Annotated in this window: 27 protein-coding genes and 1 tRNA gene; 11 read left to right on the top strand and 17 right to left on the bottom strand. The window is 57.7% G+C overall.

The genetic code is table 11. The annotated features are described in order from the left end of the window. The first annotated feature begins 141 nt into the window (after window positions 1-141). The 11 genes from TX23_RS08000 to sctU are packed head-to-tail and all read left to right on the top strand — an operon-like array spanning window position 142 to window position 10282. Window positions 142-1206 (top strand): TyeA family type III secretion system gatekeeper subunit, encoded by a 1065-nt coding sequence (locus tag TX23_RS08000; protein WP_057701718.1) that lies wholly within the window; start codon window positions 142-144, stop codon window positions 1204-1206. Further along, a complete protein-coding gene (gene sctV, locus TX23_RS07995; protein WP_057701717.1) occupies window positions 1203-3296 on the top strand; it encodes a type III secretion system export apparatus subunit SctV in 2094 nt (697 codons plus the stop codon). The genes TX23_RS08000 and sctV overlap by 4 nt, the downstream gene beginning before the upstream one ends. 37 nt (window positions 3297-3333) lie before the next feature. Further along, entirely contained in the window at window positions 3334-4233 is a 900-nt protein-coding gene (locus tag TX23_RS07990) for an FHA domain-containing protein (protein WP_057701763.1), read from the top strand. Continuing rightward, on the top strand, window positions 4230-5588 hold the full coding sequence (locus TX23_RS07985) for a FliI/YscN family ATPase (protein ID WP_057701716.1): 1359 nt from the start codon (window positions 4230-4232) through the stop codon (window positions 5586-5588). The genes TX23_RS07990 and TX23_RS07985 overlap by 4 nt, the downstream gene beginning before the upstream one ends. Beyond that, window positions 5575-6003 (top strand): type III secretion system stalk subunit SctO, encoded by a 429-nt coding sequence (gene sctO / locus TX23_RS07980; RefSeq protein WP_057701715.1) that lies wholly within the window; start codon window positions 5575-5577, stop codon window positions 6001-6003. The genes TX23_RS07985 and sctO overlap by 14 nt, the downstream gene beginning before the upstream one ends. Next, window positions 6000-6458, top strand: a complete 459-nt coding sequence (locus tag TX23_RS26980) for a type III secretion system HrpP C-terminal domain-containing protein (RefSeq protein ID WP_082629589.1) — start codon at window positions 6000-6002, stop codon at window positions 6456-6458. The genes sctO and TX23_RS26980 overlap by 4 nt, the downstream gene beginning before the upstream one ends. Continuing rightward, window positions 6455-7468 carry a FliM/FliN family flagellar motor switch protein gene (locus TX23_RS07970; protein WP_057701713.1) on the top strand — a complete coding sequence of 338 codons (1014 nt, stop codon included), beginning with the start codon at window positions 6455-6457 and terminating at the stop codon, window positions 7466-7468. Before TX23_RS26980 ends, TX23_RS07970 begins: the two co-directional genes overlap by 4 nt. Further along, on the top strand, window positions 7465-8118 hold the full coding sequence (gene sctR / locus TX23_RS07965) for a type III secretion system export apparatus subunit SctR (protein WP_057701712.1): 654 nt from the start codon (window positions 7465-7467) through the stop codon (window positions 8116-8118). Before TX23_RS07970 ends, sctR begins: the two co-directional genes overlap by 4 nt. A gap of 7 nt (window positions 8119-8125) precedes the next feature. Further along, window positions 8126-8389, top strand: a complete 264-nt coding sequence (gene sctS, locus TX23_RS07960; protein ID WP_014716816.1) for a type III secretion system export apparatus subunit SctS — start codon at window positions 8126-8128, stop codon at window positions 8387-8389. A 10-nt stretch (window positions 8390-8399) separates the two neighbouring features. Further along, entirely contained in the window at window positions 8400-9188 is a 789-nt protein-coding gene (sctT, locus tag TX23_RS07955) for a type III secretion system export apparatus subunit SctT (protein ID WP_057701711.1), read from the top strand. Next, the gene (gene sctU / locus TX23_RS07950) at window positions 9185-10282 is read left to right on the top strand and encodes a type III secretion system export apparatus subunit SctU (protein ID WP_057701710.1); all 1098 of its coding nucleotides are present in this window, start codon (window positions 9185-9187) and stop codon (window positions 10280-10282) included. The genes sctT and sctU overlap by 4 nt, the downstream gene beginning before the upstream one ends. Here sctU and TX23_RS07945 read toward each other — a convergent pair whose 3' ends face one another. The 17 genes from TX23_RS07945 to ispE all read right to left on the bottom strand — a co-directional run bounded on the left by TX23_RS07945 (window position 10283) and on the right by ispE (window position 22411). Further along, window positions 10283-10648 (bottom strand): hypothetical protein, encoded by a 366-nt coding sequence (locus TX23_RS07945; RefSeq protein WP_057701709.1) that lies wholly within the window; start codon window positions 10646-10648, stop codon window positions 10283-10285. Continuing rightward, window positions 10645-10848, bottom strand: coding sequence for an HrpT family type III secretion system protein (hrpT, locus tag TX23_RS28395; RefSeq protein WP_078820232.1), 204 nt, complete (start codon window positions 10846-10848; stop codon window positions 10645-10647). Before hrpT ends, TX23_RS07945 begins: the two co-directional genes overlap by 4 nt. Continuing rightward, window positions 10845-12986: a type III secretion system outer membrane ring subunit SctC gene (gene sctC, locus TX23_RS07940; RefSeq protein ID WP_057701708.1), complete on the bottom strand. Its 2142-nt coding sequence runs from the start codon at window positions 12984-12986 to the stop codon at window positions 10845-10847. The genes hrpT and sctC overlap by 4 nt, the downstream gene beginning before the upstream one ends. A 14-nt stretch (window positions 12987-13000) precedes the next feature. Then, window positions 13001-13393, bottom strand: coding sequence for a hypothetical protein (locus TX23_RS07935; protein WP_057701707.1), 393 nt, complete (start codon window positions 13391-13393; stop codon window positions 13001-13003). Next, window positions 13394-13609, bottom strand: a complete 216-nt coding sequence (locus TX23_RS07930; RefSeq protein ID WP_057701706.1) for a hypothetical protein — start codon at window positions 13607-13609, stop codon at window positions 13394-13396. Window positions 13610-13697: 88 nt separating this feature from the next. Then, the gene (sctL, locus tag TX23_RS07925; protein WP_057701705.1) at window positions 13698-14291 is read right to left on the bottom strand and encodes a type III secretion system stator protein SctL; all 594 of its coding nucleotides are present in this window, start codon (window positions 14289-14291) and stop codon (window positions 13698-13700) included. Beyond that, window positions 14269-14874: a hypothetical protein gene (locus TX23_RS07920; RefSeq protein ID WP_057701704.1), complete on the bottom strand. Its 606-nt coding sequence runs from the start codon at window positions 14872-14874 to the stop codon at window positions 14269-14271. The genes sctL and TX23_RS07920 overlap by 23 nt, the downstream gene beginning before the upstream one ends. Beyond that, on the bottom strand, window positions 14864-15664 hold the full coding sequence (sctJ, locus tag TX23_RS07915; protein WP_057701703.1) for a type III secretion system inner membrane ring lipoprotein SctJ: 801 nt from the start codon (window positions 15662-15664) through the stop codon (window positions 14864-14866). Before sctJ ends, TX23_RS07920 begins: the two co-directional genes overlap by 11 nt. 2 nt (window positions 15665-15666) lie before the next feature. Next, window positions 15667-16038 carry a hypothetical protein gene (locus tag TX23_RS07910; protein WP_057701702.1) on the bottom strand — a complete coding sequence of 124 codons (372 nt, stop codon included), beginning with the start codon at window positions 16036-16038 and terminating at the stop codon, window positions 15667-15669. 117 nt (window positions 16039-16155) lie between these two features. Further along, window positions 16156-16359, bottom strand: coding sequence for a type III secretion protein (locus tag TX23_RS26970; RefSeq protein ID WP_082629588.1), 204 nt, complete (start codon window positions 16357-16359; stop codon window positions 16156-16158). A 240-nt stretch (window positions 16360-16599) separates the two neighbouring features. Further along, on the bottom strand, window positions 16600-17523 hold the full coding sequence (locus TX23_RS07905) for a sigma 54-interacting transcriptional regulator (protein ID WP_057701701.1): 924 nt from the start codon (window positions 17521-17523) through the stop codon (window positions 16600-16602). A gap of 320 nt (window positions 17524-17843) precedes the next feature. Then, window positions 17844-18944 (bottom strand): redox-regulated ATPase YchF, encoded by a 1101-nt coding sequence (gene ychF / locus TX23_RS07900; RefSeq protein WP_057701700.1) that lies wholly within the window; start codon window positions 18942-18944, stop codon window positions 17844-17846. A gap of 22 nt (window positions 18945-18966) precedes the next feature. Then, a complete protein-coding gene (gene pth, locus TX23_RS07895) occupies window positions 18967-19551 on the bottom strand; it encodes an aminoacyl-tRNA hydrolase (protein WP_003208389.1) in 585 nt (194 codons plus the stop codon). A gap of 167 nt (window positions 19552-19718) precedes the next feature. After that, a complete protein-coding gene (locus TX23_RS07890) occupies window positions 19719-20324 on the bottom strand; it encodes a 50S ribosomal protein L25/general stress protein Ctc (RefSeq protein WP_005784612.1) in 606 nt (201 codons plus the stop codon). Between the two features lie 138 nt (window positions 20325-20462). Further along, window positions 20463-21404 carry a ribose-phosphate pyrophosphokinase gene (locus tag TX23_RS07885; protein ID WP_003208392.1) on the bottom strand — a complete coding sequence of 314 codons (942 nt, stop codon included), beginning with the start codon at window positions 21402-21404 and terminating at the stop codon, window positions 20463-20465. A 46-nt stretch (window positions 21405-21450) separates the two neighbouring features. Beyond that, window positions 21451-21525, bottom strand: a tRNA-Gln gene (locus TX23_RS07880). A 37-nt stretch (window positions 21526-21562) separates the two neighbouring features. Continuing rightward, the gene (ispE, locus tag TX23_RS07875) at window positions 21563-22411 is read right to left on the bottom strand and encodes a 4-(cytidine 5'-diphospho)-2-C-methyl-D-erythritol kinase (protein ID WP_082629587.1); all 849 of its coding nucleotides are present in this window, start codon (window positions 22409-22411) and stop codon (window positions 21563-21565) included.

Genomic DNA, 22411 nt, shown 5'->3' with positions numbered 1-22411 from the left:
GCTTTTTTACGCAGGCTGTTGCACGTGAGGATCAGGCGCCCGTGCAAGTATTTTCAAATATGCCGTCGTTTCGAATTTCAATGGAACCGTATGGGTAGGCTTTGCCACACAGAGACACACTCTTCCGGAACTGGCCTGTCCATGAAAGTCGAATCGCGCAACGATGTGCCAACGGTCCAACGCCTGGATCAACCTGTTATCAGCAATACCACCGTGCCTGCGCCTGCGAAGGGTGTTGATGAACTGGCGCAACTGTTCAATCAGGAAGTCGTGCTCAATAAACTCCCGCTGGCTCAGCGGCAGATGGGCGTGCGCGTGCCTGCGGCGGAGCAACTGGTGCAGCTTTATGAGCAGTTGGGGCATCCGGCCCAGGCGAGCATGGCCTCGGTTTCTCGCCGCATCAGAATGCAGTTACTCAAAGACGCCAGCGTCGATAAATTGCTCGACCTCGCAGGCGGCGACCCGGCGCGTGCGTTCGTGGTGCTCAAGCACGTGGCGAGCCAGGCGGATGTCGAACTGCGTAAATCCGAGGCTGCCTTGGCCCGCGCAGCCATTGCCAAATTCGAGGCGCGTTTCAAAAGAGAAATCCAGGCAGGCCTGAACATTGCCGTAACCTTGCAAGCGGCCGGTGTGGACCCGCAGGAGCGCCAGGCGCTCCGTGCGCTCTACTATGCCAGCGTGGTCACGCGCCAATCGCTGGCGACCATGATGCAAGCCCTGCTGGGCGTATACGGCGGCGAGCGCTTCTATGAAGGGCTCAATGTGATGCGTAAAGCCTTGGCAGACGATATCGCGGCCCGGGTGTCATCGATGCCTACGCCACTGTTGCGCTCTTTGCTGCAGGGCCTGCGCAGTTGTGGGCAGTTGGGCACCGTGTTGGCCGATTGCCTGGCGTTTAACCAGCGACTGGACGTCGATCAGGACGCGGTTTCCCTGCTGCAGCGCCTGCTTGGATACGCCGACAGCGGTATCGCCGCCGATGAAATCCTGCGGTTGGGAAACGAGATGGGCAGTGGTTCGTCTTCCAGGCAACTGGCAGCGCTCAACGCGCTTTACCCTCTTATCCGGCAGATGCCGCTGGCCTTATGGTCTGACGATAGAGTCCGTGAGGAAACCTTGTTCAGGTTTGTCGCGGTGATGGACGAGCTGAACCGGATCGACGGGGGGACCCAGCGGTTTCCTGAGTTGCCGGGGGCTATGACGTGACCCTGCTGTCGACCATCAACGGCTTGCTGCTCAAAGTGGCACAGCGCGCTGAAGTGCTGGGCGCTGTGGTGGTCATGGCCATTGTGTTTATTTTTATCGTGCCACTGCCGACCTGGCTGGTAGATATTCTGATTGCGCTCAATATCTGCATATCTTGCCTGCTGATCGTTCTGGCGCTTTATCTCCCAGGCCCTCTGGCGTTCTCGTCGTTCCCGTCGATCCTGTTGCTGACCACCATGTTTCGTTTGGCGCTGTCGATTGCGACCACGCGCTTGATCCTGCTGGAACAGGACGCCGGTGACATCGTCGAGGCCTTCGGCAATTTCGTGGTGGGCGGAAACCTGGCGGTCGGGATGGTGATCTTTCTGATCCTGACCCTGGTCAACTTCCTGGTGATCACCAAGGGCTCGGAGCGGGTTGCCGAGGTGGCGGCGCGGTTTAGCCTGGATGCGATGCCCGGCAAACAGATGTCCATCGATAGCGACCTGCGTGCAGGGCTGATTGACGGCATGCAAGCAAGAGACAAGCGTGAGCAGTTGTCGCGCGAGAGCCAACTGTTCGGGGCCATGGACGGGGCCATGAAGTTCGTCAAAGGCGACGCCATCGCCGGCTTGATCATCGTCGTGGTCAACCTGTTGGGCGGCTTCTCCACGGGCATGTTCCAGCACGGCTTGAGCGCAGGCGATTCGATGGCCTTGTATTCGGTACTGACGATCGGCGATGGCTTGATTGCACAGATTCCGGCGCTGCTGATTTCGTTGACTGCCGGCATGATCATCACCCGAGTTGCGCCGGACGGACGCAAAGGCGTCAGTAACATGGGCGTTGAAATTGCCCGGCAAATGACCAGCGAGCCCAAGAGTTGGGTGATTGCCTCGGTGGGAATGCTTGCGTTTGCCATGGTTCCCGGTATGCCTACCCTGGTATTTATCCTGATCGCGCTGATCACCGGCAGTGTGGGTTACTACCTGGTGCGTCAGCGTCAACAGCAGGCAGAGCCTTCCAGCGAGGCCGCTGAAGTGGTTCGCCCTGAAGAGAACGGCAAAGAGGACCTGCGCGGCTTTGACCCGTCGCGCCCTTACCTGTTGCAGTTTTCCCCCGTGCTGCGTGGCACGCCTGAAGTGACGAATTTGATTCACGGGATTCGCCAGGCGCGAAACTCACTGGTCGCCAATATTGGCCTGACGTTGCCGCCGTTCGAAGTCGAACTGGATGACTCACTGGCCCCCGATGAGATGCGCTTTTGTGTGCATGAAGTCCCCATGGTCAGGGCGTCGGTGGTCAATCATGTGGCCGTTGAGCGCAAGGCACTTGAGGTTGAGCCTGAGCACGCCATCGCCGGGCTGGTTGAGCGCGATGAACAGGATTGGCTCTGGTTGGCCCCTGACGATCCGCTGCTTGATGATCCGCAACTGGAGCGCTTCACCGCCACAAGCCTGATCCTGGAGCGTATGAGGAAGGCGATGATGCTCAGCGGGCCACAGTTCCTGGGAATTCAGGAGAGCAAGTCGATCCTGAGTTGGCTTGAGCATAACCAGCCGGAACTGGTGCAGGAACTGCAGCGCATCATGCCGCTGTCGCGTTTTTCTGCGGTGTTGCAACGCCTGGCCAGTGAAGGTGTCCCGCTGCGGGCGGTGCGCCTGATTGTCGAATCGCTGATTGAGTACGGACAGCATGAGCGTGAACCGGAAGCCCTGGCCGACTATGCACGCATTGCGCTCAAGGCGCAGATCTATCACCAGTACAGCGAGGCCGACGGCCTGCATGCCTGGCTGTTGTCTCCACAGAGCGAAAACATCCTGCGCGAAGCCCTGCGCCAGACCCAGACCGGGGTGTTCTTCGCGTTGGACCAGGACCACAGCGCGGCGTTTATCAACCTGCTCAATCAGGCCTTTACCTTAAGGGCCAAGAGCAAAAGCGTGATGTTGGTGGCGCAGGACTTGCGCAGCCCCTTGCGGACCTTATTGCTCGAAGAGTTCAACCATGTACCGGTGCTGTCTTTCGCTGAGTTGGGAAGCACGTCCAGGGTCAAGGTATTGGGGCGCATTGACCTCGGTCAGGAAGCATTAATGCGTGGTGCAGCGGCATGAGTTCACAGCCATGGACCGTCCGAAGGAGGGCTCGATGATGTATGAGTTACGCGTGCTTGATGGGCTGCGCCAGGGTGCCGCGTTGCCGTTGTTCGGCGAACGATGGAGCATCGGTGCCGAGCCGGATGCTGACCTGGTGCTGAGCGATCCTGGGGTCGCCGAGCATCATGCCCTGCTGCGTTTTTTCGAGGCTAACTGGTCGGTGCAGGCCCAGGCGCAGCTGTTGTATGGGGCTGATGGCCAGGCCCTGGCGCAGATCCCGAGCCTGGCGCTGAACGTGCCCTTTGTGGTGGGCAGCGTGCGATTGTGCGTCACCTTGGCCGATCACCCATGGCCTGAGCCGCAGGCCCCGGTATCTGCAACATTGCCACCACCGGGCCAACCTGTGCAGGCACTGCCGTTATCGTCCATCTCACCCTCGCAGCAAAAGCGCTTGATCAGCCTGATGCTGGTGGTGGCGGTGGTCATCGCGGTGGTGGGTATGGTCTCGACAGGGGAGCATGAGGCGCAGGCTTCCCTGATGCCACCGGTGATTGGCAAACATGAATTGGCCTCACCGTTTGATGTGCGTCAGCAGTTACTGAAAATGCTCGGCGAGCGTGAGCTAAGCCAACGGATCGACTTGCAAGTCATCAACGGCCAGGTCGTGCTCAGCGGTGATGTTTCCCAGGACGAAGTGGAGCTGGTGTCGCGGATGCTCAGCCGCTTTGGTGAGCAGTTCGACAGTATGGTGCCGGTGCTCAGCCGTGTACGTGTGCGAGATGACGCCTTGCCGTTCAGGATCGTGCAGATTGTCGGCGGACCTAACGGCCATGTGGTTCTGGAAGAGGGTAGCCGACTGTTTTTGGGGGATCAGGTGGACGGGCTGCGCCTGGTGCTGATCGACAATAACAAAGTGGTTTTTGATGGCGCACAACGCTATGAGGTGCACTGGTGAGTACGCCCGTGCAAACGCGTCTTGAGGCCTGGCAACAACGCCAGGCCCAGTCGCTTGGCAGCTTTGCGCCGGTGGCCATGCGCGGGCGAATCCAGCGCGTTAACGGCATGCTTTTACAGTGTCGGCTGCCTCAGGCGCGCATCGGTGATTTGTGCCAGGTGGAGAAAGGGCCGGGTGATTGCATGCTTGCTGAAATCATCGGGTTTGATCAGCAGGATGCGGTGCTCAGTGCCCTTGGGAACCTGGAAGGCGTGCGCGTGGGGGCACCGGTTGAGCGCCTGGGCGTGTCGCATCGGGTGCAGGTCAGCGAGGCGCTGTTGGGGCAGGTGCTGGATGGCTTCGGGCGGCCGATTACGGGCCAGGGTGCCAGCGCATTTGTCGAGTCCGAACTGCCGGATACCAGCCCGGTGTTATGTGAAGCGCCCTTGCCCACCGAGCGACCGCGCATCAACCGGGCGCTGGCCACCGGGGTGCGGTCCATCGATGGCTTGATGACGCTCGGTGAGGGCCAGCGCGTCGGTCTGTTCGCCGGGGCCGGTTGTGGCAAAACCACCTTGTTGGCCGAGATCGCCCGTAACGTGGAGTGCGATGTCATCGTGTTCGGCTTGATCGGCGAGCGGGGGCGCGAACTGCGTGAGTTTCTCGACCATGAGCTCGATGAGCAATTGCGCTCCAAAGCGGTACTGGTGTGTGCCACATCTGATCGCTCCAGCATGGAGCGTGCCCGCGCCGCCTTTACCGCCACGGCACTGGCTGAAGGTTTTCGGCGCAAGGGTCAACGGGTGTTGCTGCTGATTGATTCGCTGACCCGCTTCGCCAGGGCCCAGCGTGAAATTGGCCTGGCTGCCGGCGAACCCCTGGGGCGCGGAGGCCTGCCGCCTTCGGTGTACAGTTTGCTGCCGCGCTTGGTGGAGCGCGCCGGGTTGACCCGTGACGGCGTGATCACAGCGATCTACACGGTGCTGATTGAGCAGGACTCCATGAACGACCCGGTGGCCGATGAAGTACGTTCATTGCTCGACGGCCATATCGTGTTGTCGCGCAAATTGGCTGAGCGTGGGCACTATCCGGCGGTGGATGTGTTGGCCAGCCTTTCACGAATACTGAGCAACGTCGCGGCGCCTGAGGATATTCAGGCGGGCACGGCATTGCGACGTTTGTTATCGGCGTACCAGCAGATCGAGTTGATGCTCAAGCTGGGCGAATACCAGCCTGGCAGTGATGCGTTGACGGACCTGGCCGTGAACAGTCGCCAAGCGGTGGACGGCTTCCTGCGCCAGGATCTGCGTGAGCCGACACCAATGGCCGTCACGCTGGAGCAACTCAGGGAGCTGACCCGCTATGTCCCCTTCTGATGTGCTGCTCGGTGAAGTGCAGATGCTGCGTTGCCTGCGCAGGCACAGGGCTGATCGTGCCGAACGTGCCCTGCGTGAGGCCAAGCGTGCGCAACGGGCCCTGCTCGCGCATATCCAGCAGGCCCAGGATGCACTTGAACACACTCGGCAGGAGCAGGCCCGGCAAAGTGCTGAGTTGCTCAGCCAGCACCAGGGCCAACTCTTGACCTTGGCGGGCCTGAAATCCTGGAACGCACAGGAGCGCTCTTTATCCGCCAGCACCCGGCGCGAAGAGGGGCAGCTGGAGGCGCTGTGCAATCAACGGCAAGAAAAGGAACACCACGTTGGCAGTGCCCAGAGGCAAGCCACCGAATGCCTGCGGCAGGTGGAAAAGTTGCAGGAGCTATCACTTTTGCTTGCACAGGAGCCGACATGACCCAGGTTGCGAATACACCCACTGAACGACCAACCCTGCGTGAGCCTCGCGAAGAGCGTGAGTCAGGCGCAGCGGGCGTGGTGCCGTGGGAGCAAGGGCGACTGTTTGCGCGGTTGTTTGCCGGGGATGGGGAGGGCGCCGGGACGAGAGCCTTCTTGCCGGGAAAAAAACCAGCGGCAGGTGTCGCCATGATCGAGGCGTTGGCCGAGCAACTGGCGCCTCGTGTGTGGGCCGGTTCGCAGTGGCCATTACAGGCCGTGCTGTACTTGCCACGTCTGGGACGGATCAACGCCAGTGTGCGCCGAGAGCAGAGCGCCTGGGCCATTGAACTGGAAGCGGAACACGACGCCACGGCTCGCTGGCTCAGCGGCGTACGGCAACAGTGTGAGGACCGTTTTACCCAAGCGCTGGGGCTGCCGGTCAGCCTGCTTCTGCCAAGCGTCGGCAACCCATGATCGTACCGCTGCTGACACTTCCGTCGATCAAGAGCGACTGGGTTGCCGCACGCCGCCGGCTGGGCCGTGGCCTGTACTTGCCGTTCCATGTTGCGGGTCAGGCCGGGGAGTTGCGGCTTGAGCCTGGACGTCCGCCAGTTGGCGCTGACGCGGTGTGCTTCGACACGCAGTGCGGTGTGCTGGCACTCGCTAAGGCGGGGCCGTTGCTTAGCCTGCTGGGCGAATGTCCGGTGACCCTGGCAAGGGGCGACAACGAGCCTGATTCCTGGTTCTGGACGTTGTTCCAGTATTACCTGAGCCCCGAAGTGCGAGCGCTGTTGGGGTATGTGCGATTGCTACACACCGAGCGACCAAAGGGCTTTGGCTGTCGCGTCACCGTGACCCTGGGGACCTCGTGGGTTGAGGGTTATGTGTGGTTGAGCACCAAAAGCTTTTTGGCATTGCACGAGGCGGGGGCCTGGCGAGCCACGGCTGCACCGCTGCCGTTGTCGTTTCAACTGGCAATTGCCGTGACCCTTGGGCGGTTGCGGTTGCCGATCGTACAGGCCGGCAGCCTGCGAGCCGGCGACGTGCTGGTGCTTGAACAGACTTTTTTCCAGGCCCGGGGCAGCGGCTATGTGTCGGTCGGCAGAGAGCGCCTGCATGGCGGCATTGACGATGACACCGGGTGGTTACGTTTCACTCTTACTTCTATCGAGGACATGTCTGTGGACGAAGATTTAGCTGTACCTCATCACTCGGGGCATGAAGACGATGAACCCGTAGTGGACGTATTCGGGCCCGAGCCGTTCGATGAATTGAGCATGACGCTGAGCGTACGCTGCGGAACATTGAACCTGACTCTGGGGGAGTTGCGTAACCTGGTGCCCGGCTCGGTATTGGGCATTACCGGTTTTGCCCCTGGCATGGCAGGTCTGTTTTATGGCGATCGGCCCATTGGCCAGGGGCAGTTGGTGGAAGTTGACGGGCGCCTGGGGTTGCAGTTGTCCCGAGTGGTGTTCGGTCGATGATTCTTCAAGGGCTGGACCCGATAGTCCTGGCGGTATTTCTGGGCGCGTTGTCGTTGATGCCCATGCTGTTGGTGGTCTGCACAGCCTTCTTGAAAATCGTGATTGTGCTGATGATTACCCGCAATGCCATCGGCGTACAGCAGGTACCTCCGAGCATGGCCATCAACGGAATTGCCCTGGCGGCCACCTTGTTCATCATGGCGCCGGTGGGGTATGAGATCGCCGAGAATATCAAGGCTTCGCCTCTGGACATGAGCAACGTGCAAACGTTTCTGCATACCGGCAATGAGGCCATCAACCCTTTGCGTGCATTCATGCTGCGTAATGTGGACCCGGATGTGCTGACCCATCTACTGGACAATACCGCAAGGCTGTGGCCTGCGAAAATGGCGCAGGAGGTACAGCGAGAGGATCTTATCCTGCTGATCCCGGCCTTTGTGCTTTCGCAATTGCAGGCGGGGTTCGAGATCGGGTTCCTGATCTACATACCCTTCATCGTGATCGACCTTATTGTTTCCAACCTGTTGCTGGCGCTGGGTATGCAGATGGTCTCGCCGATGACCATTTCTCTGCCGCTCAAGCTGCTGCTGTTCGTGCTGGTGTCTGGCTGGTCGCGGTTGCTCGACAGCCTGTTCCTTTCCTATCTCTGAGTGGCGTATGGAACCTATCGTGCTGTTCAAGCAGGGCATGTTGCTGGTGGTTGTACTGTCGGCGCCGCCGCTGATCGTGGCGGTGGTGGTGGGGGTGCTGACCTCGTTGGTACAAGCGCTGATGCAGATCCAGGACCAGACATTGCCCTTTGGTATCAAGCTGGTGGCGGTGGGTGTCACCTTGATCCTGACGGGCCGCTGGATTGGCGTGGAGTTGATCCAGCTGATCAACCTGACGTTTGAAATGATCGGCCGTTCGGCCCTGAACTAAGGCGTTGCCTGTGCTGCTTTATCTCGAGTATCTCCCCAGCCTGGTGATTGGCATGGCGCGTATCTACCCCTGCGGCATCCTGGTGGCGGCGTTCTGTTTTCAACATGTGCGCGGCTTGCCTCGGCACACCATCGTGATGGTCATGGCGCTGTTGCCCGCTCCGGGTATTCATGCTGCTTTGGCGGGGCAGGATTATTCAGCATTGATGCTTGGTGCGCTGATGCTCAAGGAGGTCGCGTTGGGGTTGCTGCTGGGGGTGTTGTTGGCGATGCCGTTCTGGATGTTCGAGTCGGTGGGTGCGCTGTTGGACAACCAGCGTGGCGCCTTGGCCGGTGGCCAGCTCAACCCGTCACTGGGGCCGGACGCGACGCCGATCGGGCACATGTTCAAGCAACTGGCGATTTACCTGCTGATGGCCATCCTGGGCTTGGGCACGCTCACCCAGGTGATCTGGGACAGTTACCTGATCTGGCCACCCACCGTGTGGTTTCCGCTTCCGGCAGCTAATGGCATGAGCGTATTTGTCGGGCTGCTCAATGACACGTTCATGCACATGCTGCTGTATGCCGCGCCCTTTATTGCCGTGCTGTTGTTGCTGGAGTTCGGTATTGCGTTGCTGGGGGTCTACAGCCAGCAATTGCAAGTGAGTACCTTGGCACCGCCGGTCAAATGCCTGGCGGGAATCGGTATTTTGTTGCTGTACTTTGCATTGTTGCAGGACCTTATTGTCGGGCGTATGAGCCAGCTGGGTGAGCTTACGCACTACCTGGGGCTTTTGTTCAAGGTCGCGACGCCGTGAGTGATTCGGGGGAAAAAAAGCACCCGGCGTCTGCCAAGAAACTGCGTGACCAACGTAAGAAGGGTCAGGTCGCGCAAAGCCAGGATGTGAGCAAGCTGCTGGCGCTGACGGCGATCAGTGAGGTCGCCTTGTTCACTGCCGAAACCAGTCTGCAGCGCTTTCAGCAACTGTTGGTGTTGCCGATGTCACGCTTGGGCCAGCCGTTTGCGCGGGCGCTGGAAGAAGTGCTGGTGGAGGGCCTGGTGATGTTTTTCTCGTTCTCTCTGTTGATGGCCGGGCTTGCGATTGCCGCCAAGCTGATTGCCAGTTGGATGCAGTTCGGCATGCTGTTCGCACCGGCCACGCTGAAGATGGATTTCAATCGCCTGAACCCTGTCAGCCAGATCAAGCAGATGTTCTCTGCTCAGTCGTTAATGAATCTGCTGATGAGCATCGCCAAGGCATTGCTTCTGGGCTTGATGGTGTACGTGGTGGTCTGGCCCGCTTTGGGGGCGTTGATTAACCTTGCCAACAGCGACCTGCAGAGTTATCTGCTGGCGCTGATCGCGTTGTTCCGTCACTTGCTGCATGCCTGCCTGGGGCTGTTGCTGGTGTTGGCGCTGATCGATCTGACCTTGCAAAAACACTTCTTCGCCAAGCGTATGCGCATGACACAGGTTGAGGTCGTCAAGGAGTACAAGGACATGGAGGGCGACCCCCATGTGAAGGGCCAGCGCCGCCAATTGGCGCATGAATTGGCGCAAGAGGAGCCGAAGGTCAAACTGCCCAAACTGGAAGAGGCCGACATGTTGGTGGTTAACCCCACGCACTTTGCAGTCGCCCTCTACTACCGCCCAGGCGAGACGCCTTTGCCCCTGCTGATCAGCAAAGGCACGGACGACGAAGCGCGAAAACTGATCGCGCGAGCAAAGGCCGCCGAGGTCCCGGTGATTCAATGTGTGTGGTTGGCCCGCACCATCTATACCAAACAGCTGGGTGCAAGTATTCCTCGCGAAACCTTGCAGGCGGTAGCATTGATCTACCGCACCTTGCGTGAGCTGGATGACGAAGCCAAGCGCGAAACGCTGGAACTGCCTGAGCTTGATCAACGCTGATCAGCGACTGGAACCTGGGTCCAGTGCGCTGAGATTGGCCAGCGAGAGCATCCTGCCGAGGATCCTGCCCGTATCGCCGTGAGAGGTGGGCAATGCGTGCCAGATCACCAGGGCGTCCTGATTATTGAGATAGATAAAACATCCATCAAACACCTGTGCCTGCTCAAAGCGCCGTTGCAATGCGCGTTGTAATTGCCCGGCTTGCAACGCTTCGCGAGCGACATGCAAGGCCAGCCCAGGCCGATTGCCTGCGTGCGCCACACGCACCTCAATACCGCAAGCGAGAACCTGGTGAGTGGCTGCGCCGCTCACCAGGTTCTCCAGAAATACCTGGCGTGGTTGGTCGGGTATTTCCTGGATGCTCATCGTTCCAGCGATATCGTCTGGTAATCCGCTCGCTCCCCGGAAGGGCCGGGTTCGACACGCATGTGAGATGGCCACCAGATCACCATCTTTTGTGCGGTCGATTGCGGGCGTGAGCAGGAGTCGCCTTTGCACGTGGGGGTGCAAGCGCTGACGAGCAGCGCCGCACCGATCAGAGTGACGCACAACAATTGATGTTTCATGGGCGGACCTTATGAGGTGGCGTAATCAAAGTGGGGCGCGGTACGCTGAGGTGTTCATCCTTCACCACCGGACGCATGGCGATAAATACCTCGGCTTCCTCACCCGGTTTCAACCAGGCGTGTGGCCACACGGTGACGGCAAGCGTTTGCGAGTTGCTGCATTCTTTTTCGTCGATGCGCACATTGCGGTTGAACTGGTTGCGCAACACCACGACTGCAACGTTGTACTCAGCGCCCGCGTACCATTGGCTGCGATCGGTACTCAGCGCGAGCAGGTCGCGGGTGCTGCACAACGTGTTCAGCCCCAGGGGCATTGGCGCCAACTTGAAGGCCTTGGGCACTTGCCCCGTCACCAGGTGCGCCAGGGTACTGATCACGTCGCTACGCTTGATTACCGGCTGGTGCGGGGCGTTACGCCTGGCCAGCGGTGCCAGCGCTGTCTGCAATTGGGCCTGGTCCGCCTGAGGCAAATAGCGAGACGGATCGGCCTGGTCGCCGATGACGCGTGGCGTGATGATAAACAGGCGTTCACGCCGGTTGTTCTGCCTTTCGCTGGAAGAGAACAGCGCCTTGCCCAGCAGCGGGATATCGCCCAGCAGCGGCACCTTGTTTTGCCTGTCGGTGCTTTCTGTGACGTGGAAGCCACCCACCACCATCGAGCGCTTTTCCGCCATGACGGCCTGGGTGCTGACGTTACCGCGGCGCACATCAAGGTCCCTCAAGCTACGGTTGGGGTTGGATTCGTCGAAGGTGCCGTCTTCGATATCCACCACCAGGTGGATCTGATGGCTTCCCCGGCTGGTGATCACGCGGGGCACGACCTGGACGCTGGTACCGACAGTGACCGGCAAGATGGTGGCGTTTTCACGCCCGGGCGTCAGGTATTGAGTGCGGTTGAAGTCGATCACCGCCGGCTGGTTTTCCAGGGTGAGCACGGACGGGTTGGAAACCATGGTCGCCAGCCCCTTGGCTTCCAGGGCACGTATGTCGGCATAGAAACGGTCGCGATTCTCAATCGACAGCTGTTGGGATGTGCCCGGCGCCATCTGTACACCGCCACGGAACCGGCTGTTCTGAAAGCCCCAGTTCACGCCGAACTCGTCCAGCTGCGTACGCTCGATATCCAGAATGATCGTGTCGATCTCCACCAGTTTGCGCGCCACATCGAGTTGAGCGATCAACTCGCGGTACATGGCCTGGCGCTCGGGCAGGTCGTAGATCAAGACTGCGTTATTGCGAATGTCGGCTTCGACGCGAATCCGGCTGCTGGGGGCAGGCGCACGCGGGGGCAGTGTGGCGCCAATGTCCAATGGCATGTTGTTGCTGTTGGTACCGAGGATCTGCCCCAGCATGGGATTGCTCAAGCGGGGAGCATTCGGCGCTATAGGCGAGGGCTGTGAGGAGGGGCGTTGGCTCAGCACCGAGGAAATCGGATTTGAACGCGGCTCCAGCAACCCTCGCACAATGCTGGAAACACCAGCAATGATCAGCTTCTGGCCGCGGTAATCCACTTGACGATCCGCGGCATTGGCGAACTTCAGCGGGAAGCTCAGCACGGTCTGTTTTTCATCGGCGGTGCGGCGTTGGCTGCTGAACTGCTTGATTTGTTCGATATAGCGCCGAGGTCCGGAGACCAGCACGACGCCATCTTCGGGCAACTCACCCCAACCGAAGCGACTATCGAGCAGGCCAATATCCGTGAGCGCCTGCTTGAGGTCGGCAATGGTCTCGGAGGAAACCTCCAGGCGCGCGGACTCTTGCTGGTCCAGGGTGCTGATGTAGAGCGTGTTGTTGTACAGATACCATTGGAAGCGATGTTCTACTCCCAGCCGGTCGAGCAAGGATTGCGGGGTATTGGCGCGTATCTTGCCGTTGACGGTGCCCTCCAGCAGACCCTCGATTTGCAGTTGCGTACCAAAGGTTTGGGCGAAGTCGTCGAGCACGTCCCGAACTGGCTTATGTTCGGCTTCATAAGCGTAGGCAGTGTTCCTCCATTCGGCGGGGATCGCCGCGAACGCGCATGGGGTTGAAGCCAGTAGCCAGGAAAACAGGAACACTTTGCGCCAATGGGCTCTTTTGAATGAAGCATCAGGCGAGTCAAGGCACAAGCGGCTGCCCTTATGGGTCTTGTTAGGCATAGACAGTTCTCTGATTAGTACAAGCGTGAACGTAGCGGGGTGGGTTTGAGGTTCTGGGCGGGGCGAGCAAGACGCGCAACGATTGCGCGCCATGTGTCGCGTTGGTTGAGCAGGGTCTCGAGGCAACTCAGTACGTGGGCTTGGCCACGGTCTGTGCGCAGACGTTGAATCAGCCATAGCGCACCTGTGTCAGCTTTTTGAGCCAATGCACCCTGAAAATGATTCAAGCTGGCCGCGCCCAGGCGCAGCCAGCCTTGCAAGGCTGAGTTATCTGGCAGAGCTGAGGTCAGTTGAACGCCCAATAAAATGGCGTCGCCCTGACGTCGCAAGGTGACTGGGTCTTCGCCTTCAAATAGGGCGATTTCTTCCTCCTTGCCGCTCAACCAGTCACCCACGAGCGCTTTCATTTACTGAAAACTTTCAATCGTTGTTTTGAGCATCTGATTGACCGTTTTACCGTGCTCGCTATAAAGCGCAAACGTGACCTCTCTGCGCGTTACCAAGTTGTGAAACAACTCGCTGTCTTCGGCGGCCAGGCTTTCTTCGAAACCGGACTTGAATTCTTTGTACGTCGATGTCTTATTTCGGGCGATCGAATGAGTCAGTTCTTTGAAGAAATCCATGATTTCCCTCTGATACATAGGTTGAAAGGTGAATTTAAACAGTCGGTTCTAAGTGCTGAATATAAATAAAGTCTTTGTACTCGTAGGATTAGATCTCGATCGAATACTCTTTGCCCTGGTTGAAGAAAGTATCGAGCATGGCATTCCAGCTGATACGGAAGTCCCCCTCATCTGTTTTCAGTACGAGTGTTTGAGGATGAACCGTGTCGTCGGCGGTTACTTTCCAGAATCTGCTCTTGTGACGGGCCAGGCCCTGCCTTATTTCCTCAATATCATGGGGATGACAAAGCAACGTCGCACTGACTTCCTGAACTTGGCTATCCAGCAACTGCTTCAACAGCGCTGCGAGACGTTGCGGGGCAGTTGTCTCGTCGAGCAGGCAGCGAATGGCCTGGTTGGTGATGGAGGTCGCGTAGTGTTCAAGGTTGTCGCACATCGATTGACGGTCGCGTTCCCATTGCTTGAGTTGAGCGTCGGCACGTTGCCAGATTTCCAATGAGGCGTGTTCAAGCATGGCCTCGCATTTTTTTTCGGCCATACGTATCAATTCGTCGGCCTGGGCATTGGCCTGGCTCAACAGATGGTTGGCCTGCTCCCAATTGGCCAGCTCTTCGCGCGGGATAAGGTTGGCTCGCGGGCCGGAGGCGTCCTTGCGTAACTCAATAGTATGTCGGCATAACATCGCTGCTTTCCTCCTCCTGGCGAGACAGGGGCAGGCCGTCGCTCGCCATGGTTGCGACGCGCCAGACGACGGCCTGCCAGAGCGTGTTCAATCGGCTGCTTGCATTTTCGAGTGGGGCGTCTGCTGTTTCAGCCTCGCTCACACGCGTACGGGGGAAGCGCAATCGAAGGCGCTGCCAGGTCGCGGGTTCAACCCAGCTGTGAAGCAGTCGTAGCGGATCGGACTGTGGGGGCAGCATGGAAGGGTACAGCGCCATGGAGAGGCGCATGCACCACTCATGATGATCTTCACTCAAGGATGCTGCTGCTTGGGGATTGAACGTGTGATTAGCCAATGCCAGGACCAGGTTGAGCTGGTTCGTGGAGGCCAGGGCCAACCGAAGCACAGTGGCATGAGGTGCAGCCGGTAAGCAGGCTGCAAAACCCGTAAGGTCGTCTGGCGCTGACCGAGCGCTATAAAAAAGCCTTTCAATCGCCCGGTACTTGTCGCCTCTCCAGTCTTCGTGGGCGTGCTTCCAGGGAAAAGCCCACCATTGAGCCCAGGCCAGTTGCTCACGCATCAGATGATCGGGTCTAGGTGCCATGCGTTGGCCCCGTTGAGTTTCCTGTCAGTGCGGGCTGTTGATGGGGACGCTTGCGCCGCGCTTGCAGGATGATCATGGCAGCCACGGCCGAAGCCAGGCTGAGCAGCAAAATCATGATGCTGGTTCGCCAGAATCCGAGATCGTCGCCGGGCACCAGGAAGGGGCCGAAATACACCAGGCGTTGTTGTTCCTGATAAGTGGAGGCCGGTACAAACACCACGGTGAGTTTTTGCGGATTGTCCACGGCGGTGGTCATTCCAGGGATGCTGCTCGCCACCATTCTGCGGACCCTTGCGCGGATGTTGTCGGGGTCCAGGCGTGGATCATGCTTGATGAATACCGACGCGGATGCGGGTTGGACCGGCTCTCCGGGCGCGATGCGTTCAGGCAACACCACATGCACGCGTGCGACGATGACGCCGTCGATCTTGGACAGCGTGGTTTCAAGCTCTTGAGATAAGGCATAGATGTAGCGGGCACGCTCTTCCAGCGGCGTGGAAATGACCCCTTCCTTGCGAAAGGTATCCCCCATAGTGGTCCGGGCCAGTCGGGGAAGGCCGGCGGCTTCCAGGGTACGCACGGCGCGCCCGATGTCGCTCGTATTAACCGTTACGACGACACCGTCTTTGGCCGGGACTTTTTGCGCGCGAATATGTTTATCAGCCAATTCGGCTACGACCTCATTGGCTTCTTGTTCGGACAGTTGGCGATGCAGTTCTACCCGGTCACCACATCCGCTCAATATAAAAGTCATACTCAAAACTAAAGCGACAAGCAGAGAGTTATTCATGCTCAAGACTGCATGTTGCTGATCTTGTCAATGCACTGGGTTGTCTTGGCAAGGCATTTCACCATCAGTTGTGTTGTCAGTTGTGCGTTATGTAACTCGCGTGGGTAATTGCCTATGGCCTCAACGTCTATCCCTTTTTTGGTCGACCGTATTATTTTGGCGAAGCCATCTCTTGAGTTGCTGAGGTGCTTGGATGCTTCTGTCAAAAGGAGTGAGACGTCAGGCTTGGAAGCGATTGTGTTTGTGGGATGAGAACCTTCGAACAGTGATGTGAAAAAACTGACGTCCGTGCTGCCTGCCGAGTGTTCCGGTGGCGTACGGTCATGCTCGGTACTGCTGCTTTTCTGTGAAAAACGGTCGTTGACTATTTGCATGGGGTGTTTACTCGTTCAGGGTGGACAGTGGCGCTAGAACACTAAAATGATCTGTCGGCCGGTTGGATGATTACCTTTCGGGCTGGAAAGCCTGAAAGGTAATCGGTCACCTCGTAGTTATTGGCCAGCGCCCGACCGGATCAATGCTTGAATATTTTTTACTTCAGCACTCTTCCAGCCGTTTTTTATGGCATCAGCCTTCATTTTCTCGAAGATAGCTTCGGCTGAGCCTTCGCTGCTGCCTGCGGCTGCACTTGTACCTCCTAGAGATGCAACTGTTTGCGCTATACTTTTCATACCACTTGATGCGTCAATACTCATATAAAAAATCCTGTTGTGGGTTTTTGGGGCTTTATTTTTCCAGCGGTCAAATCGCGGCAACGTCTGCGTGTTGCAGAAATTTTCTCCTGGCAACCACTGTGTGGCCCGTATAAGTAATGCGTTCCAGATGTTTCCAGGTGTCGATGTTGCTAAATATTTTATCGAGGCGCTGGTTGATGAAAATGTTGGCGATACAGGCTGTTATGACCTACTTATTAGCGGTGAGATGAACGGTTGAACTTATGCCAGTGAGATGTTCAATTGTTTCATCCTGTAATACAGCGTGCGCTTAGCGACCCCCAACTCAATGGCTACGTTATCTACGCAGTGATGGTGGCGATACATGGATTCTTCAATTAACGCTTTTTCAATTTGTTGAAGGCGTGTCTTCAGGTCCATCTGAGGTGGTTGCTTTCTGCCCACGGGGGTTGAGAGCGGTGGTAGGCCCAGGACGAACCGTTTCGCCGTCGAACGTAGCTCGCGCACATTACCCAGCCAGGAGTGGCAGAGCAGTTGATGCAGCAGGCTGTCAGGAGGCGATGGAGCGCTGCATTTGAACTGCTCCGCTTCTTCCTGAACCATTTCCAGAAACAACGGGATGATGCGTTCGCGCCGATCTCGCAGGGCCGGGAGTTCGATGCTCACGACATTCAGCCGAAAGTAGAGATCACGCCTGAAGGCGCCTTGTTCGACCATGATTTGCAGCGACTGCTGGGCTGACGCGATCACGCGCATGTCCACGGAGATCAAGCGAGTCGAGCCCAGGCGTTCCACCCCGCGGCACTCCAGCACGCGCAGCAGCTTGGCTTGCAGGCTCAGGGGCATGCTGTCGATCTCATCCAGGTACAGGGTACCCAGGTGGGCTGCTTCGACGAATCCAGCCCTGGATTGTATGGCCCCGGTATAAGCCCCGCTGTTGACCCCGAACAACTGACTTTCTGCGAGGCTTTCTGGAATGGCCGCACAGTTCACGGCAACAAAATTACCGCGTCGCCCCGATAATCGATGAATCCGCTGCGCAAGCGTGTCTTTTCCGGTGCCGGTTTCTCCCAACAATAGAATGTCAACGTTGAGTGCGGCAGTGTTGTTAAGCGTGGTTTCAATTTCTGGACCCTCAATGAGTGAAACGTCTGTTTTATTATCCTTCTGGACGTAGGTCGACATGAATTGATACTCCCTGTTCGCTATTACTTCACTGTTGCAAATACGGTCTGCGCGCGCCAGCTCAGTAGAACGTAGATTATAAAAGTTGTCACTCGGTGTAGAGAGGTTTAAGTGGAGGGGTGATGTAGGAAAATGATGGTAAGTTTTGATTTGTCGGTGACGGGAGTAAGTGCGAGGTTAATGCGGTGATTGGTAAGTAGGAATATTCTGAAAGTCTGATTTTTTGGATGTAAGTCGCCTTCATAAACAGTCACCCACAAAAAAGCCGATGCACTGCATCGGCTTTTTTATGGGCTCGTAGTAAATACCGTGGTGGGTACTTATACGTTAAAACGGAAGTGCATTACATCGCCATCCTTGACAATGTATTCCTTGCCTTCAAGGCGCCATTTGCCGGCTTCCTTGGCACCGGCCTCACCCTTGTACTGAATGAAGTCGCTGTAGGCGATTACTTCGGCGCGGATGAAGCCCTTTTCGAAGTCGGTGTGGATCACGCCGGCAGCTTGTGGCGCGGTAGCACCGACCTTGACGGTCCAGGCACGGACTTCTTCGACACCGGCGGTGAAGTAGGTCTGCAGGTTGAGCATCTCGTAGCCGGCGCGGATCACACGGTTCAGGCCAGGCTCTTCAAGGCCCAGGGCTTCAAGAAACATGTCTTTCTCTTCGCCGTCATCAAGCTCGGCGATTTCAGCTTCGATCTTGTTGCATACCGGAACAACAATGGCGCCTTCTTCCTCGGCAATGGCCTTGACCACGTCGAGCAGCGGGTTGTTCTCGAAGCCGTCTTCGGCGACGTTGGCGATATACATCACAGGCTTGGTGGTGAGCAGGTGGAAGCCTTTGATCACAGCCTTCTCATCGGTGCCCATGTTCTTCATCAGGCTGCGCGCCGGCTTGCCTTCGGTGAAGTGAGCGATCAACTGCTCCAGCAGGCCTTTCTGGACCACTGCGTCCTTGTCTCCGCCCTTGGCGTTACGCGCGACTTTCTGCAGTTGCTTTTCGCAGCTGTCGAGGTCGGCGAAAATCAGCTCCAGGTCGATGATTTCGATGTCGCGCTTGGGGTCGACGCTGTTGGAGACGTGGATCACGTTCTCGTCTTCAAAGCAGCGGACCACATGGGCGATGGCATCGGTTTCACGGATGTTGGCCAGGAACTTGTTACCCAGGCCTTCACCCTTGGATGCGCCGGCGACCAGGCCTGCGATGTCGACGAATTCCATGGTGGTCGGCAGGATGCGCTTGGGGTTGACGATTGCCGCCAGTGCATCCAGGCGAGGGTCCGGCATCGGCACGATACCGCTGTTGGGTTCGATGGTGCAGAAGGGGAAGTTCTCCGCCGCAATACCGGACTTGGTCAGGGCGTTGAACAGGGTGGATTTGCCGACGTTGGGCAGGCCGACGATGCCGCAATTGAATCCCATGGTGTTTCCCCTCGGGTAAAAGTCAGGCCTTCTGGCTGTGCAGGTTTTTCATCGCGCGGTTCCATTCACCGGCGAAGATATCCGGCAGCACGCCGAGGGCAAAATCGATGCTGGCATCGAGTTTTTCCTGTTCGGCGCGTGGCGCACGACCCAGGACGAAATTTGAAACCATACTGGCAACGCCTGGGTGGCCAATGCCGAGCCGCAGACGGTAAAAAGTATTCTGATTGCCCAGCTGCGCGATGATGTCGCGCAGGCCGTTGTGCCCGCCGTGTCCGCCGCCTTGCTTGAGCTTGGCAACGCCGGGTGGCAGGTCCAGTTCGTCATGGGCCACCAGGATTTCTTCGGGTTTGATCCGGAAGAAACCCGCAAGCGCCGCGACAGCCTGGCCGCTGCGGTTCATGTAGGTGGTGGGAATCAGTAGACGAACATCCTGACCCTGGTGCGAAAAGCGCCCGGTCAGGCCGAAATATTTGCGATCGGCCACAAGATTGACGCCTTGGGCGTGGGCGATGCGCTCAACAAAAAGGGCCCCCGCGTTATGCCGGGTCTGTTCGTATTCGGCGCCTGGATTTCCCAGGCCAACGATCAGTTTAATGGCAGTCACGACAGGGGCCCTTCCTTTGGAGTTGTGGATAACATCGCTACACCAGCGTGCGGCGAAAGTGGACGACAGGAGCTCACTTATCCAGAGATAAACTTCGCGTTGTTGCCCGCTTTCTCGCTACGTTTCGGTCCGCGATGTTCCCTCAAGCTCCTTCGTTGCAGAGTGTATTACTCGGCAGCGGTTTCGCCGGCTTCATCTTCTGCTACAACACGTGGCGCGTGGACGTTGGCAACAGCCTTGTCGTCGTTGTGAGCCAGTGCAACGAACTCAACGCCTTTAGGAGCCTTGAGGTCGGACAGGTGGATGATGGTGCCGATTTCAGCGGCCGATAGGTCGACTTCGATGAACTCAGGCAGGTCTTTCGGCAGGCAGCTTACTTCCAGCTCGGTAGTGGTGTGAGAAACAACGCCACCTTTCTTGACTGGAGCTTCTTCGCCAACGAAGTGTACAGGCACGATAGCGGTCAGTTTCTGACCGGCTACAACGCGTACGAAGTCAGCGTGCAGTACGTGGCCCTTGGAAGGGTGGCGCTGCAGGGCCTTGATGATAACGTTCTGCTTTTTGCCGCCAACGTTCAGTTCGATAACGTGGCTGTAGGCAGCATCGTTTTCGAGCAGTTTGGCAACTTCTTTAGCCAGCATGCTGATGGATTCAGGGGCTTTGTCGCCACCGTAAACTACAGCTGGAACCAGGCTTGCGAGACGACGCAGGCGGCGGCTCGCACCTTTCCCCAGGTCGGAACGCACTTCAGCATTCAGAGTAAAATCGTTCATGTTGTATCTCCAAAATAACCACATTCGCCCCAGCGTTTGCGACCAGCGCTAAAGGCGATATGGGCAAAAAAGCCCCGCCCCAACAGTATGTTGGGGCGGGGCGCTTTTCGTCAGTGAGGTGCTCCGAAGGTTTGACCCTTAACGGAACATCGCGCTGATCGATTCTTCATTGCTGATGCGGCGAACCGCTTCGGCAACAACCGGTGCGATATCCAGTTGACGGATACGCGAACAGGCTTGAGCAGCAGCGGACAACGGGATGGTGTTAGTCACCACCAGTTCGTCCAGCATGGAGTTCTCGATGTTCTCGATCGCTCGGCCCGACAGCACAGGGTGTGTGCAGTAGGCGAAGACTTTTGCAGCACCGTGCTCTTTCAAGGCTTTCGCCGCGTGGCACAGGGTGCCGGCGGTGTCGACCATGTCATCAACCAGAATACAGGTACGCCCTTCGACATCACCGATGATATGCATCACTTCAGAGTGATTGGCTTTTTCACGGCGTTTATCGATGATCCCGAGGTCCACGCCCAGGGATTTGGCAACGGCCCGTGCACGCACGACGCCACCAATGTCCGGGGACACGATCATCAGGTTTTCAAAGCGCTGGTCTTCGATGTCATCCACCAGAACGGGGGAGCCGTAGATGTTATCTACCGGAATATCGAAGAACCCCTGGATTTGGTCAGCGTGCAGGTCAACCGTGAGAACACGGTCGATGCCTACCACGGTCAGCATGTCAGCAACGACTTTCGCGCTGATAGCCACACGTGCGGAACGCGGACGGCGATCCTGACGGGCATAACCAAAGTAAGGGATTACAGCTGTGATTCGAGTCGCTGAGGAGCGGCGGAAGGCATCAGCCATCACGACGAGTTCCATCAGGTTATCGTTGGTCGGAGCGCAGGTCGGCTGAATAATGAAGACGTCTTTACCGCGGACATTTTCATTGATCTCGGCTGTAATTTCGCCGTCGGAGAATTTACCGACAGAGATGTCACCGAGAGGGATATGCAGCTGACGTACGACACGTCGAGCCAGATCGGGGTTGGCATTCCCCGTAAAGACCATCATCTTGGACACGCGCAGTACCTAGAGGCTGAGGGTAACCTGGATGAGTATTAGAAAATGGCAGGGGCGGCTGGATTCGAACCAACGCATGGCAGGATCAAAACCTGCTGCCTTACCGCTTGGCGACGCCCCTGTATCTGTTGCAACGAGTGCCTAACACTCGATTCCTTTTAGAGCAGACTTTGCAGCTTGCGATGCAACATCGAAACGTTGCTTCCCTTTGCTACAAACCCTGTAAGGGTCTCTGTAAGAAGGGCCGAGACTTTATCAGCTTCAGCTTTGCTTGGGAAGCCCCCAAACACACAACTTCCAGTTCCGGTTAATTTTGCTTCGGTAAATTTACCTAACAAATTCAAAGCGTTACGTACCTCTGGATAACGCCTTGCTACAACCGGTAAGCAGTCATTTCGACTGTTTCCCTTGGGAACGGGGCGCACTTTAATGGGAGAAGAGTTACGTGTCAACAACGGATCTGAAAAAATTTCTGCTGTACTTACAGATACTTGCGGCACAAGCACGACATACCAGGGTTCTTCGGGCTCCACAGGGGTAAGTTTCTCCCCCACGCCTTCGGCAAACGCGGCGTGCCCACGCACGAAAACCGGGACGTCCGCGCCCAGTGTCAGGCCCAGCGCAGCCAGGCGATCGTGGTCCCAGCCCAGTTGCCACAAGTGGTTCAGACCCAGCAACGTCGTTGCGGCATTCGAGCTGCCGCCCCCGATACCGCCACCCATGGGCAGAATTTTGTCGATCCAGATATCGATCCCGAGCGGGCAGCCGGATTGTTGCTGAAGTTTTTTCGCCGCCTTCACGATCAGATTGCTGTCGTGGGGCACGCCTTCGAATTCGGTGTGCAGCTGGATCACACCGTCGTCGCGTACGGCAAAGGTCAGCTCATCGCCATAGTCGAGGAACTGAAAAAGTGTCTGCAACTCGTGATAGCCATCTTCACGGCGACCCAGAATGTGCAGCATCAGATTGAGTTTCGCGGGCGAGGGCAGGGTCAGGCGTTCTGTCAC

Origin of the sequence: Pseudomonas paralactis (assembly GCF_001439735.1) — a bacterium.
Lineage (GTDB): Bacteria > Pseudomonadota > Gammaproteobacteria > Pseudomonadales > Pseudomonadaceae > Aquipseudomonas > Aquipseudomonas paralactis.
Note: the sequence above shows the minus strand (reverse complement) of the source record. Positions and strands in the feature narration are given on the sequence as shown.